The sequence below is a fragment of the Pantoea sp. GABEPS69 genome, assembly GCF_045780835.1.
GTDB lineage: Bacteria > Pseudomonadota > Gammaproteobacteria > Enterobacterales > Enterobacteriaceae > Pantoea > Pantoea septica.
Genome location: NZ_CP118618.1, coordinates 1,096,228 through 1,109,201, shown reverse-complemented (window position 1 = coordinate 1,109,201; position 12,974 = coordinate 1,096,228). Strand labels below are relative to the sequence as shown.

The following is a 12,974-nucleotide window of genomic DNA, read 5'->3' as shown; positions in this document are numbered from 1 at the left end:
TCCGGTTTTTGTTTGTCAGGCCTGCGTTTCGCGTTCAGCGATAAAGGCCAGCGCTTTTTCGATCCGCGCCACGCTACGGCGCTGTCCGATGGCTTCGACGGTGACGTCCAGGCCTGGCGACTGACCGGCGCCGGTCACGGCGACGCGCAGCGGCATGCCGACCTTGCCCATCCCTACTTCCAGCTCATCCGCCGTGCTCTGAATCGCATGGTGAACGTTTTCCGCCGTCCAGTCGGTAATGGCGGCCAGTTTGTCGCGCACCACTTCCAGCGGCTGGCGCGCCACCGGACGCAGATGTTTTTTCGCTGCGTCGGCATCGAACGCGTCGAACTCTTCATAGAAGTAGTGGCAGGAAGCCGCCATTTCTTTCAGCGTCTTGCAGCGTTCGCCCAGCAGGGTCACCAGCTTCGCCAGTTCCGGGCCGGTGCGGGTGTCGATGTTCTGCTGTTCAATGTGCCACTGCAGATGGGTCGCCACATATTCTGGCGGCAGGCTGTTGATGTAGTGGTGGTTGAGCCACTGCAGCTTTTCGGTGTTGAACGCGCTGGCGGATTTGCTCACCGCGTCGAGCGTAAATAGCTCTTTCATCTCCGGGATAGAGAAGATCTCCTGATCGCCGTGGGACCAGCCCAGACGCACCAGGTAGTTGAGCAGCGCTTCCGGCAGATAACCGTCGTCGCGGTACTGCATCACGCCTACCGCACCGTGACGCTTGGAGAGTTTTTTGCCGTCGTCGCCCAGAATCATCGAGACGTGAGCGTAGACCGGCACCTGCGCGCCGATCGCTTGAAGGATGTTGATCTGGCGCGGCGTGTTGTTGATATGGTCTTCGCCGCGAATCACATGGGTGATGCCCATATCCCAGTCATCGACGACGACGCAGAAGTTATAGGTCGGCGAACCGTCGGTACGACGGATAATCAGGTCATCCAGCTCCTGGTTGCTGAACTCGATCGGGCCACGGATCTGGTCGTCAAAGATGACCGATCCTTCCTGCGGGTTGCGAAAGCGCACCACGCAAGGCTCATCCGCCGCGTGATGATCATGGCTGTCGCGGCAGCGGCCGTCGTAGCGCGGCTTTTCGCCGTTCGCCATCTGGGTTTCACGCAGCTGTTCCAGCCGCTCTTTTGAGCAGTAGCATTTATAGGCGGTGCCCGCCTCCAGCATCTCGTCGATAACGGCGTTGTAGCGGTCGAAGCGTTTGGTCTGATAGTACGGGCCTTCATCCCAGTCCAGGTTCAGCCAGTTCATTCCGTCCATAATGGCTTCGATGGCTTCCGGCGTTGAGCGCTCGAGATCGGTGTCTTCAATGCGCAGGACGAATTCGCCTTGGTGGTGGCGAGCGAAAAGCCAGGAGTAGAGCGCGGTACGTGCGCCGCCGACATGCAGGTAGCCGGTCGGGCTGGGCGCGAAGCGAGTTTTGATTTTCATTCAGCAGTGCCTTAGATGCGCAGGTTTTATGTCTGGATGACAAAAAACGGGTTAGACGCGAAAAACCGTGCGCACATTCTAGCACCTGGCGTTGAATCCTCAATGACCGCGCGCCTGCGCAAAGACGTTAAGCCGCGGGTTTCTGCTAATAAAACCAGCATATTGGCTAAAAGCAGCGCGTGATGTCTAATTTTGAAGCGAACGCGCATTTTAGTTTTAAAAAGCGTTGACTCACTTCGAAGGATCCCTATAATGCGACTCCACACAGCGGGGGTGATTAGCTCAGTTGGTAGAGCATCTCCCTTACAAGGAGGGGGTCGGCGGTTCGAGCCCGTCATCACCCACCACTCTAAAGGTGGCCCGCAGTGAACAAGAGATAAGATATGGGTGATTAGCTCAGTTGGTAGAGCATCTCCCTTACAAGGAGGGGGTCGGCGGTTCGAGCCCGTCATCACCCACCATATCTCAGTCAGATGACGCTCTTGTTAAGCAGTACCGAAGTGGGTGATTAGCTCAGTTGGTAGAGCATCTCCCTTACAAGGAGGGGGTCGGCGGTTCGAGCCCGTCATCACCCACCACTTCGGGTCGTTAGCTCAGTTGGTAGAGCAGTTGACTTTTAATCAATTGGTCGCAGGTTCGAATCCTGCACGACCCACCAATTCAGAGAAAAGCGCCTTATGGGCGCTTTTTTCGTTTCTGCGCGCCGCGGGTAAGCGTGCAGGATGAGAACCTGCGCAGGTTCGACTGAATCGCCGGGAGCGATTCAGGCTGATGCATCGCATCACCCGCAGGGCGAGGCCCCGGACGGGCCGAGGCGCATCCTGCACGACCCACCAATTCAGAGAAAAGCGCCTTATGGGCGCTTTTTTCGTTTCTGCGCGCCGCGAGTTAGTGCCTTTCAGGCGCACGGGATGGGCCGTTACGTAAAGTCGGCGTGAACACGTCCGTGTGGCCTCGGCCGCCGCTTCCCTGCGGCGGACGCTTTACTTCACGGCCCATCCCGCGCGCCTTGTGTAGCATCGTGCTGCGTTTCAGAAAAAATCAGGGTAGGCTTTCTCTATCTTTTCCAAACCTTAACGCTTTCTTGCCTCAAGCCTTTTTCTCCTCAACCGATAACGATTATGTCTATTTGCAAGGAGAAAACCGATGTCATCAATATCCGCTTTATCTGGCACTACAGGCAGCGGCGCCGGCAGCAACGTCAGCGTCTCGTCACAGATTTCCGCACTGAATAAGCAGATCCAGAACATCACGAAGCAGGTTAAAGAGCTGTCGGATAATCAGGAGCTGACCGACGAGCAGAAGTCGGAAATGGAGCAGATGTATCAGTCGCAGATCGCCATGCTCGAAGCGCAGATCGCCCAGCTAGAGCAGAAGCAAACAGAGCAGGCGCAGCAGAATAGCGAACCGGCGAATCAGGTTAGCGGCGCGAAGGCCGGCGACGGCGTGAATCGTCCAACGGAAGCCAACCAGCTTAATGTCTATATCTAAAACGCCGGATTGATCGTGCGTTGTTGCGTCAGCAGCGTCGCCTGCTGACGCGCTTCCTGCCAGATTGCCTGCGCCGCCGGCGTCAGCGAACGGTTTTTGCGCTTGACCAGCATCAGGCTGCGGTTAATTTCAGGATAGAGTCGACGCACCGTCAGCGCCCTGCCCGCCGGCAGCGGCAGCGCCAGTGCCGGCAAGATACTGATACCGATGCCTGCATCGACCATGGGGAACAGCGTCGCCGGATGACCGATATCCTGCACCACGTTAATTTCCACCTGCTGCTGACGCAGCGCCGCGTCAATCAACACCCGACTGCCAGAGGCGTAATCCTGCAACACCACGTCGCGTCCCGCCAGCATGCGCCACTGCGCCTTATCCACCGCAGCGAGCGGATCGTCGCTGCGGCACAGCAGTAAAAAGGGCTCTTCCAGAATCGGCTGACAGTCGAGGTCGCTGTCGTTAAGCGGGCCGATCACGATGCCGAAGTCCACTTCGGCATTGCGCACGCTCTGTAAAACCACCTGCTGCATCCGGTCGTGCAGAATAACGTTAATGTCGGGATAACTTTGCTGGCTGGCGGCGAGGCACTGCGGCATCAGATGCGCAGAGACGGTCTGGCTGGCGGCGATACGCACCGTTCCGCTTCGCTGTTCGCCGTAGCTGCGAATATCCAGCAGCGTCGTGTTCATCTCTTCCAGCAGGCTCGCCATACGCGACGCCAGCTGCTGCCCCGCTTCCGTCAGCATCACCTCGCGCGTGGTGCGATCGAGCAGCCGCACGCCGATAACCGCCTCCAGCTCTTTGATGCTGTGGCTGACGGCCGACTGGCTGAGGCCGATCGCCTGACCGGCCTGGCTAAAACCGCCGTGATGGGCGACGGCGACGAAGGTGCGCAGCTGACGCAAAGTATAATTCATCGAAACGGCTCATAGATTAATGCAATAAATCAATTTTATTTCTAAACCTGTATCCCGCACAATCACTACATGTAACTTTTAACCGGATTTTAACAATGAGATTCCTGCGACTCGATCCGATGATGATCAAACTGATCATTACGGTGCTGTTGGCTACTTTCCTGCCCGCTAAGGGCATCTTCGTCGATATCTTCGATTATCTGACCACAGCCGCCATCGCCCTGCTCTTTTTTATGCACGGCGCCAAGCTGTCGCGTGAAAAAATCATTGCGGGCAGCAGCCACTGGCGGCTGCATCTGTGGATTATGTTCAGCACCTTCGTGCTCTTCCCGATTATCGGCCTGCTGATTGTCTGGTGGCATCCGGTTAACGTCAGCGCAGAGATCTATACCGGCTTTATCTATCTCTGCATTCTGCCCGCCACGGTGCAGTCCGCTATTGCTTTTACCTCAATGGCGGGCGGCAACGTCGCGGCGGCGGTCTGCAGCGCTTCGGCCTCAAGCCTGCTGGGCGTCTTTATCTCGCCGCTGCTGGTGAATCTGGTGATGGACGTGCACAGTAACGCACCGTCTAACGGCCTTGAGCAGGTTGGCAAAATCATGCTGCAGCTGCTGGTGCCCTTCGTTCTCGGCCACCTGTCGCGCCGCTGGATTGCCGGCTGGGTAGAAAAACATCGCAGCCTGATCGGCAAAACCGACCAGACCTCCATTCTGCTGGTGGTTTACTCCGCCTTTAGCGAAGCAGTGGTCAACGGCATCTGGCATCGCGTCGGCATCGATACCCTGCTGTGGATCCTGGCGGGCTGCATCCTGCTGCTGGCGCTGGTACTGGCGATCAATCTCCTCGCCTCGCGTCTGTTCGGCTTTAATCGCGCCGATGAAATCGTAGTACTGTTTTGCGGCTCGAAAAAGAGCCTGGCGAACGGCGTGCCGATGGCGAATATTCTCTTCCCGGCCAGCGCGGTGGGCATTATCGTGCTGCCGCTGATGATCTTCCACCAGGTGCAGCTTATGGTCTGCTCCTGGATCGCCCAGCGTTATAAAGTCAGTCACGAGAAGAAGCTGGCGCAGCAGATAAAGCCGACCGTCGTCGAATCTCAGAAGTAATAAAAAAGCCCGCCGAAGCGGGCTTTTTTACGCATTGCGCTTAAGCGGTTTGACCAGACCTTCCAGGCCTTCGATCTTGATGGCGAGCGTCATTTGCATCAGCTCGCCGAGATGGCCCGACGGGAACTCCGCTTTGCGCGCAAACCAGAGCAGATAGGGCTCCGGCAGATCGATAAGCAGGCAGCCCTTATACTTGCCGAACGGCATCGCCGTATTGGCGATCTCTACCAGGTGCGCCTTGTCCATATCAGGCGTCCAGCAGCCGGATCATTTCAGCTTCGTCGATCACCTCAATACCCAGCTCCTGCGCTTTAACCAGCTTGGAACCCGCCGCTTCGCCCGCAATAACCAGATCGGTTTTCTTCGAGACGCTGCCGCTGACCTTCGCGCCGAGCGCGGTCAGGCGATCTTTCGCCTCGTCGCGCGTGAGCTGGGTTAATGAGCCGGTCAGCACCACGGTTTTGCCGGCAAACGGGCTGTCGATCTCTTCCGCCTTAACCACCTCTATTTTCGGCCAGTGCACGCCGATCTCATCCACCAGCTGGCGAATGATCTCGCGGTTGCTCTCTTCATCCATAAAGTTGCGCACGTGGGTAGCGACGACGGTGCCGACGTCCTGCACTGCAATCAGCGCTTCCAGATCGGCGTCCATCACCTTTTGCAGCTCGCCAAAGTGGTTCGCCAGGTTGGCGGCGGTCGCCTCGCCGACTTCGCGAATGCCAAGCGCGTAAAGGAAACGCGCCAGCGTGGTCGATTTCGCCTTCTCCAGCGCGTTGACCACGTTTTGCGCCGACTTCGGGCCCATGCGATCCAGACCGAGCAGCTTCTCCGGCGTCAGCCTGAAGAGATCCGCAGGCGTTTTGACATATTCGGTCTCTACCAGCTGGTCGATAATTTTATCGCCCAGCCCATCGACGTCCATGGCGCGACGCGAAACGAAATGCTTCAGCGCCTCTTTGCGCTGCGCGCCGCAGATTAGCCCGCCAGTACAGCGCGTGACCACTTCTCCTTCGACGCGTTCGACGTCGGAGCCGCACACCGGACAATGGGTAGGGAATACGATTTCGCGCGTATCTGCCGGTCGTTCGGAGAGCACCACGTTGACGACCTGCGGGATCACGTCGCCAGCGCGGCGGATCACCACTCTGTCGCCGATGCGCAGGCCGAGACGATCGATTTCATCCGCATTGTGCAGCGTGGCGTTACTGACCATCGCGCCCGCTACCAGCACCGGCTCAAGCCGCGCCACTGGCGTTACCGCGCCGGTGCGGCCCACCTGAAATTCAACGTCGCGCACGAACGTCATCTGCTCCTGCGCTGGAAACTTAAAGGCCACCGCCCAGCGCGGCGCGCGCGCCACAAACCCGAGGCGCTCCTGCAGTTCCTGCGAATCGACTTTGATCACCACGCCGTCGATATCGAATCCCAGCTCAGGACGCGTCTCCTCAACCTGACGGTAGAACGCCAGCGCCTCTTCCGCGCTGTGCACCAGCTGAACGCGATCGCTGACCGGCAGGCCCCAGGCTTTAAACTGCTGCAGCCGCGCATAGTGACTGCCCGGCAGCTCGCCGCCTTCCAGCAGCCCAAAGCCGTAACAGAAAAAGGTGAGCGGACGCTTCGCGGTGATGCGCGGATCGAGCTGGCGCAGCGATCCCGCGGCGGCGTTGCGCGGGTTAGCGAAGATTTTGCCGTCGGTGCGGCGCCCTTCGGCATTCAACTTTTCGAAGCCGCGCTGCGTCATAAAAACTTCGCCGCGCACTTCCAGCCGAGCGGGAAAATCGTCGCCCTTCAGGCGCAGCGGGATCGCGCCGATGGTGCGGACGTTAGCGGTGATGTTCTCGCCCGTGGTGCCGTCGCCGCGCGTGGCGGCGCGCGTCAGCAGGCCGTTCTCGTAAAGCAGGCTCACCGCCAGGCCATCCAGCTTCAGCTCGCAGCAGTAGGCGATATCGTCGCTGTTTTTCAGGCGATCCTGTACGCGCTTGTTGAAGGCGAGAAAGCCGGCTTCGTCGAAAGTATTGTCCAGCGACAGCATCGGCACCTCATGGCGCACCTGCTCAAATACCGTTAGCGGTGCGGCGCCAACGCGCTGGGTCGGCGAGTCGGGCGTGATGAGCTCGGGATGCTGCTCTTCCAGCGCGCGCAGTTCGCGCATCAGGCGGTCATATTCGGCGTCCGGTATCTCGGGCGCGTCCATGACATGGTAGAGGTACTCGTGATGGCGCAGCGTGGTGCGCAGTTCGGTGATTTGGTCCTGAACGGATTTCATATTGCCCCATCAGATAAAAAACCCCCGACAGGCGGGGGTTTGGTGAATCAGAACTAGCGGTGTGCCCTATTCTCTGGATTCAATGACTTCGCGTATGCGGTTCTTGTAGGTTTCCAGCTTCTGCGGCGTCATCATGCGACGCTCGTCGTCCAGCACCACACCGCCGACGTCATCGGCAATACGCTGCGCGGACTGCAGCATCAGCTTAAAGTTTTGGTTCGCGTCGCCGTAGGAAGGCACCATCATAAAGATCGAGATGCCGGGCGTGGAGAAGTCAGACATCTCATCTGGATTAAACGAGCCAGGCTTCACCATGTTCGCCAGGCTGAACAGCACCGGACCGCTTCCTGCCGGGCTGAGATGGCGATGGAAAATATTCATTTCGCCGAACTGGAAGCCCGCCTGCAGAATGCCCTGCAGCAGCGCTTCGCCATTCAGCGTGCCGCCGGTATGCGCGGCGACGTGCAGCACCAGCACCGTCTCTTTCGGCTTGCCGGGCGCTTTCGGCGCCTCCTGGCGAACCGGCTCAACCGGCTGCGGCTCATGCTGTTCCGGCTGGTAGCGAACAGGCTGCTGCGGCTCCGGCTCCGCCTCGTACAGCGGCTCGGGCTGCACGGCGTCCAGCGGATCTAAATCGAGCAGCGGATCGGCCTGTATCGGCTGCGCTGGCGCAAAGCGCGGCGCAGGTTCCTGTGGCGTCTGAACAGGCTGAGGCTGCGGACGCGACTGCTGTGGACGCGGCTGTTGCGGCGTCAGCAGCGGATCGGCTTCCTGCTGAGGCTGCGGGCGCGCGGCAGGCTGGCGTGGCTTCTCCGGCGCGGGGCTGAAGACCGGCGCGTCATCCTGCTGCTCGTCGCGGAAATTATCGATGCGCGGCTCCTGATGCGGCCGCTCATGGCGCACGCGAACTTCGCCGACGCTCTCTTCGTCATCGGTCAGGCTATCTTCATCGTCGCGCTGATCGCGCTGTTTGAGCCGTTTGTGCGGGCGATCGCGAAACACTGACGAGCGCTCTTTACGGCTGGTCCACAGCCCGTGAAGAAGGAGCGCTATAATGGCGATCGCGCCAACAACGATTAATATCAGACGCAAATCCTGCATCATTGTATTCTCTGTTGTTCCAATACCTTGCCACCGCGGCAAACTTTATCCTCTAACTGTATTTGCCCAGCTAAACAAGTGCAAGCTCGTGCAGTATTTTCTGACAAATAAGATAGTCACCCCACGGTTTTTTGCTGTTTTTTCACACAATCGCCTCATGGTCAGGAGAAAAAGCCAGGTTATCATGGTCTCGCCTGATTATTTCCTGGAGAGTTGCCTGTATGGCCTACGAGAACACTGTCTCAAGTTTCAACGGCGTGCACTATTTTAGCGAAGGCTGGAGACTGGTTCGTCTGCCAGGCATTCGGCGTTTCGTCATTATTCCCCTGCTGGTCAATATCCTGCTGCTGGGCGGCGCGTTCGTCTGGCTCTTCTACCAGTTGGGCAGCTGGATCCCGCAGCTGATGGCGCACATTCCCGACTGGCTGCAGTGGCTAAGCTATCTGCTCTGGCCGCTGTCGGTCATTTCGATCGTGCTGGTGTTCAGCTACTTCTTTTCTACTATTGCCAACTGGATCGCCGCGCCGTTTTGCGGCCTGCTGGCGGAGCAGTTGGAAGGCCGCCTGACGGGCAAACCGCTGCCGGATAGCGGCTGGATGGCGATGCTGAAGGATGTGCCGCGCATTATGAAGCGCGAACTGCAAAAGCTCGGCTACTATTTACCGCGCGCGCTCGGCCTGCTGCTGCTCTACTTTATTCCCGGCTTTGGCCAGACGGTGGCGCCGGTACTGTGGTTCCTGTTTAGCGCCTGGATGCTTTCGGTGCAGTATTGCGACTATCCATTCGATAACCATAAAGTGAGTTTTCAGCAGATGCGCAGCGCTCTGCGCCGCCATAAAAGCGCCAATATGCAGTTCGGCGCGCTGGTCAGCCTGTTCACCATGATTCCGATTCTTAACCTGGCGATTATGCCGGTCGCCGTATGCGGCGCGACGGCGATGTGGGTTGATCGCTACCGCGCGCAGCTTGGCCGCGCTGAGCTACGCTAGTACTTATCAGAGCGCCTTATGCATTTTTCAACAAGGCTTATTGCGTGGGGACATATAGATATGCGTTTTCTTTCCTTCCGCGCGTAGACAGAAAGGGTATGCTCAATGGGTTCCCAATAATTCATACAGTTAAGGACAGGCTATGAGTAAGATCTATGAAGATAACTCGTTGACAATTGGTCATACGCCACTGGTTCGACTGAACCGCATCGGTAACGGCCGCATTCTGGCGAAGGTAGAATCCCGTAACCCGAGCTTCAGCGTAAAATGCCGTATCGGTGCCAATATGATTTGGGACGCAGAGAAACGCGGTATTCTGAAACCTGGCGTCGAACTGGTCGAACCGACCAGCGGCAATACCGGCATTGCGCTGGCCTACGTCGCCGCCGCGCGCGGCTATAAGCTGACGCTGACCATGCCGGAAACCATGTCCGTCGAACGTCGCAAGCTGCTGAAAGCGCTGGGCGCCAACCTGGTGCTGACCGAAGGGCCGAAAGGCATGAAGGGTGCTATCGCCAAAGCGGAAGAGATTGTCGCCAGCGATCCGGACAAATATGTGCTGCTGCAGCAGTTCAGCAACCCGGCAAACCCGGAAATTCACGAGAAGACCACCGGTCCCGAGATCTGGGAAGATACCGACGGCGCAGTAGATGTGTTCATCGCGGGCGTCGGCACCGGCGGCACCCTGACCGGCGTCTCTCGCTATATCAAGAATACCAAAGGCAAGAAAGATCTGATCACCGTGGCGGTGGAGCCAACCGACTCGCCGGTTATCGCTCAGGCGATCGCTGGCGAAGAGATCAAGCCTGGCCCGCATAAGATTCAGGGCATCGGCGCCGGCTTTATTCCCGGCAACCTCGATCTCGATCTGGTGGACCGCGTTGTGGCGATCACCAACGAAGAAGCGATCAGCACGGCGCGTCAGCTGATGGAAGAGGAAGGCATTCTCGCCGGCATCTCCTCCGGCGCAGCGGTCGCGGCAGCACTGAAGCTGCAAGAGGACGAAGCGTTCGCCAACAAGAATATCGTGGTCATTCTCCCCTCTTCCGGCGAGCGCTATTTAAGTACCGCGCTGTTTGCCGATCTTTTCACCGAGAAAGAGCTGCAGCAGTAACGACAGATTCCGAAAACGCTGAAAAAAGCACCCAAATGGGTGCTTTTTTGTGGCGCAGATCGCACTTTCACCACCGCCCAGATTGATTTCAGTGACTCAGCTCTGGTATTTAAGCTGCCAATTATTTCGGTGCCTGAAATTAATCAGCCTTTGAAGTGGATCAAGCTGAATCGATTTACGCATTTGGCGAAACGGCGAATCACGGCATAATTAGCAGCTGAAGCGCTCGACAGGGATTTTGACCCTTCAACTGGAATGACGTACTCATTCAAGCGCATTTAATGGTCAGCGTAACGCTATACCCGCGCACCTACACAGGCTAAAGTTACGGCTCCAGGCTAGACTTTAAGTCCATAACACCAAACCTGATAACGTTGGGGAAACAGAATGTTCCAGCAAGAAGTTACTATCACCGCGCCTAATGGTCTTCACACCCGCCCTGCCGCGCAGTTTGTTAAAGAAGCGAAAGCGTTCCAGTCAGAAATCACCGTTACCTCTAACGGCAAATCCGCCAGCGCCAAGAGCCTGTTCAAACTGCAGACGCTGGGCCTGACCCAGGGCACGGTTGTGACGCTCTCCGCAGAAGGCGAAGATGAGCAGCAGGCCGTGGAGCATCTGGTTAAACTGATGGCTGAACTGGAGTAATCCAGTCAGCTTTTGCTTTATACCGACTCCTTTGCCCCATTGAGTGCAAACATCTTGATCGCGGACAACTTGTCCGCGTTATCACATCCGTAGAGTACAGCTCCCGCGACAATGGCAACGCATTGGGTCTAAGAGCCATCGTGATTAAAAGGTAGGGTTATGATTTCAGGCATTTTAGCATCACCAGGTATCGCTTTCGGCAAAGCTCTGCTGTTGATTGAGGATGAGATCGTCATCAACCGCAAGAAGATTTCTGATGACCAGGTTGACCAGGAAGTAAAACGCTTCCTCGACGGCCGCGCTCAGGCTGCGCAGCAGCTGGAAGCGATCAGAGTGAAAGCGGGTGAAACGTTTGGTGAAGAGAAAGCAGCCATCTTCGAAGGCCACATCATGTTGCTGGAAGACGAAGAGCTGGAGCAGGAAATCATCGACCTGATCAAAAAAGATCACGCTTCGGCCGACGCTGCCGCCTACTCCGTGATCGACGGTCAGGCGAAAGCGCTCGAAGAGCTGGACGACGAATACCTCAAAGAACGCGCCGCTGACGTTCGCGATATCGGCAAACGTCTGCTGCAAAATATTCTCGGTCTGCATATCGTCGACCTGAGCGCTATCCAGGACGAATCGATTCTGGTAGCCAAAGATTTAACGCCGTCGGAAACCGCGCAGCTGAACCTGAAAAAGGTGCTGGGCTTTATCACCGACCTCGGCGGCCGCACTTCGCACACCTCGATTATGGCGCGCTCGCTGGAGCTGCCGGCAATCGTCGGCACCGGCAACGTCACCGCCACGGTGAAAAACGGCGATTTCCTGATTCTCGACGGCGTGAACAACAAAGTTTACGTCAATCCGTCAGAGAGCGAGCTGGAAGAGTTGAAAGCGGTTCAGACCCAGTATCTGAGCGAAAAACATGAGCTGGCCAAGCTGAAAGATCTGCCGGCGATCACGCTGGACGGTCACCAGGTTGAAGTGTGCGCCAACATCGGCACCGTGCGCGACGTCGCCGGCGCAGAGCGCAACGGCGCGGAAGGCGTCGGCCTCTACCGCACCGAGTTCCTGTTTATGGATCGCGACTCGCTGCCGACCGAAGAAGAGCAGTTCCAGGCTTATAAAGCCGTGGCCGAAGCTGTCGGTTCACAGGCGGTGATTGTGCGCACCATGGATATCGGCGGCGACAAAGATCTGCCTTACATGAACCTGCCGAAAGAAGAGAACCCGTTCCTCGGCTGGCGCGCCATTCGTATCGCCATGGATCGCAAAGAGATCCTCCATGCCCAGCTGCGCGCTATTTTACGCGCCTCCGCCTTCGGCAAGCTGCGCATTATGTTCCCGATGATCATCTCTGTTGAAGAGGTGCGCATCCTGAAAGCCGAGCTGGAAACCCTGAAGGCGCAGCTGCGCGAAGAAGGCAAAGCGTTCGATGAAACCATCGAAGTCGGCATTATGGTGGAAACCCCGGCGTCGGCGGTGATTGCGCGTCATCTGGCGAAAGAAGTCGACTTCTTCAGTATTGGGACAAACGACCTGACGCAGTATACTCTGGCGGTCGATCGTGGTAATGATTTGATTTCTCACCTGTATAACCCGATGACGCCGTCGGTGCTGAATTTAATCAAGCAGGTGATCGACGCTTCTCATGCCGAAGGTAAGTGGACCGGCATGTGCGGTGAGCTGGCCGGTGATGAACGTGCTACACTACTGTTACTGGGTATGGGGCTGGACGAATTCAGCATGAGTGCCATTTCAATCCCAGGCATTAAGAAAATCATTCGCAATACTAATTTCGAAGATGCGAAGGCTCTGGCGGAGCAGGCTCTGGCTCAACCTACAGCAGAAGACCTGATGAACCTGGTCAACAAGTTCATCAAAGAGAAAACACTCTGCTGATCCACGAGACGCTGGCCCAACAATACT

The 12,974-nt window shown here is 57.3% G+C and carries 11 protein-coding genes, 4 tRNA genes and 1 other RNA gene; 11 read left to right on the top strand and 5 right to left on the bottom strand.

Features of this window, described 5'->3' with window-relative positions; translation table 11 throughout:
- Positions 1 to 15: 15 nt before the first annotated feature.
- The gene (gltX, locus tag PVE98_RS05250; protein WP_096073581.1) at positions 16 to 1,431 is read right to left on the bottom strand and encodes a glutamate--tRNA ligase; all 1,416 of its coding nucleotides are present in this window, start codon (positions 1,429 to 1,431) and stop codon (positions 16 to 18) included.
- A 271-nt stretch (positions 1,432 to 1,702) separates the two neighbouring features.
- Here gltX and PVE98_RS05245 point away from each other — a divergent pair.
- The 6 genes from PVE98_RS05245 (at position 1,703) to PVE98_RS05220 (ending at position 2,922) form a co-directional block, all read left to right on the top strand.
- Positions 1,703 to 1,778, top strand: a tRNA-Val gene (locus tag PVE98_RS05245).
- A 38-nt stretch (positions 1,779 to 1,816) separates the two neighbouring features.
- Positions 1,817 to 1,892, top strand: a tRNA-Val gene (locus PVE98_RS05240).
- A 41-nt stretch (positions 1,893 to 1,933) separates the two neighbouring features.
- Positions 1,934 to 2,009, top strand: a tRNA-Val gene (locus tag PVE98_RS05235).
- A 4-nt stretch (positions 2,010 to 2,013) separates the two neighbouring features.
- A tRNA-Lys gene (locus PVE98_RS05230) sits at positions 2,014 to 2,089 on the top strand.
- Between the two features lie 43 nt (positions 2,090 to 2,132).
- Positions 2,133 to 2,267, top strand: a non-coding RNA gene (locus PVE98_RS05225) — RtT sRNA.
- A gap of 310 nt (positions 2,268 to 2,577) precedes the next feature.
- Positions 2,578 to 2,922, top strand: a complete 345-nt coding sequence (locus PVE98_RS05220) for a FlxA-like family protein (protein ID WP_096073582.1) — start codon at positions 2,578 to 2,580, stop codon at positions 2,920 to 2,922.
- On the opposite strand, the gene PVE98_RS05215 is transcribed toward PVE98_RS05220, so the two are convergent.
- Positions 2,919 to 3,839, bottom strand: coding sequence for a LysR family transcriptional regulator (locus tag PVE98_RS05215; RefSeq protein ID WP_096073583.1), 921 nt, complete (start codon positions 3,837 to 3,839; stop codon positions 2,919 to 2,921). The two genes, PVE98_RS05220 and PVE98_RS05215, sit on opposite strands and share 4 nt — an antisense overlap.
- Before the next feature lie 95 nt (positions 3,840 to 3,934).
- Here PVE98_RS05215 and PVE98_RS05210 point away from each other — a divergent pair, with 95 nt between their 5' ends.
- On the top strand, positions 3,935 to 4,945 hold the full coding sequence (locus PVE98_RS05210; RefSeq protein ID WP_096073584.1) for a bile acid:sodium symporter family protein: 1,011 nt from the start codon (positions 3,935 to 3,937) through the stop codon (positions 4,943 to 4,945).
- A 27-nt stretch (positions 4,946 to 4,972) separates the two neighbouring features.
- On the opposite strand, the gene PVE98_RS05205 is transcribed toward PVE98_RS05210, so the two are convergent.
- The 3 genes from PVE98_RS05205 to zipA all read right to left on the bottom strand — a co-directional run bounded on the left by PVE98_RS05205 (position 4,973) and on the right by zipA (position 8,315).
- Positions 4,973 to 5,191, bottom strand: a complete 219-nt coding sequence (locus tag PVE98_RS05205; RefSeq protein WP_033753686.1) for a DUF3820 family protein — start codon at positions 5,189 to 5,191, stop codon at positions 4,973 to 4,975.
- Between the two features lies 1 nt (position 5,192).
- On the bottom strand, positions 5,193 to 7,211 hold the full coding sequence (gene ligA, locus PVE98_RS05200; RefSeq protein ID WP_096073585.1) for an NAD-dependent DNA ligase LigA: 2,019 nt from the start codon (positions 7,209 to 7,211) through the stop codon (positions 5,193 to 5,195).
- A gap of 66 nt (positions 7,212 to 7,277) precedes the next feature.
- Positions 7,278 to 8,315, bottom strand: coding sequence for a cell division protein ZipA (gene zipA, locus PVE98_RS05195; protein WP_096073586.1), 1,038 nt, complete (start codon positions 8,313 to 8,315; stop codon positions 7,278 to 7,280).
- 218 nt (positions 8,316 to 8,533) lie between these two features.
- Between zipA and cysZ the strand changes: the two genes are divergently transcribed.
- From cysZ to ptsI, 4 genes are all read left to right on the top strand, one after another.
- Positions 8,534 to 9,301: a sulfate transporter CysZ gene (gene cysZ, locus PVE98_RS05190; protein ID WP_096073587.1), complete on the top strand. Its 768-nt coding sequence runs from the start codon at positions 8,534 to 8,536 to the stop codon at positions 9,299 to 9,301.
- 142 nt (positions 9,302 to 9,443) lie between these two features.
- The gene (cysK, locus tag PVE98_RS05185) at positions 9,444 to 10,415 is read left to right on the top strand and encodes a cysteine synthase A (protein ID WP_033753697.1); all 972 of its coding nucleotides are present in this window, start codon (positions 9,444 to 9,446) and stop codon (positions 10,413 to 10,415) included.
- A gap of 387 nt (positions 10,416 to 10,802) precedes the next feature.
- Positions 10,803 to 11,060 (top strand): phosphocarrier protein Hpr, encoded by a 258-nt coding sequence (ptsH, locus tag PVE98_RS05180; RefSeq protein WP_007889063.1) that lies wholly within the window; start codon positions 10,803 to 10,805, stop codon positions 11,058 to 11,060.
- Positions 11,061 to 11,219: 159 nt separating this feature from the next.
- Complete coding sequence (ptsI, locus tag PVE98_RS05175; protein ID WP_033753701.1) at positions 11,220 to 12,947, top strand: phosphoenolpyruvate-protein phosphotransferase PtsI; 1,728 nt, start codon at positions 11,220 to 11,222, stop codon at positions 12,945 to 12,947.
- Positions 12,948 to 12,974: the final 27 nt, after the last annotated feature.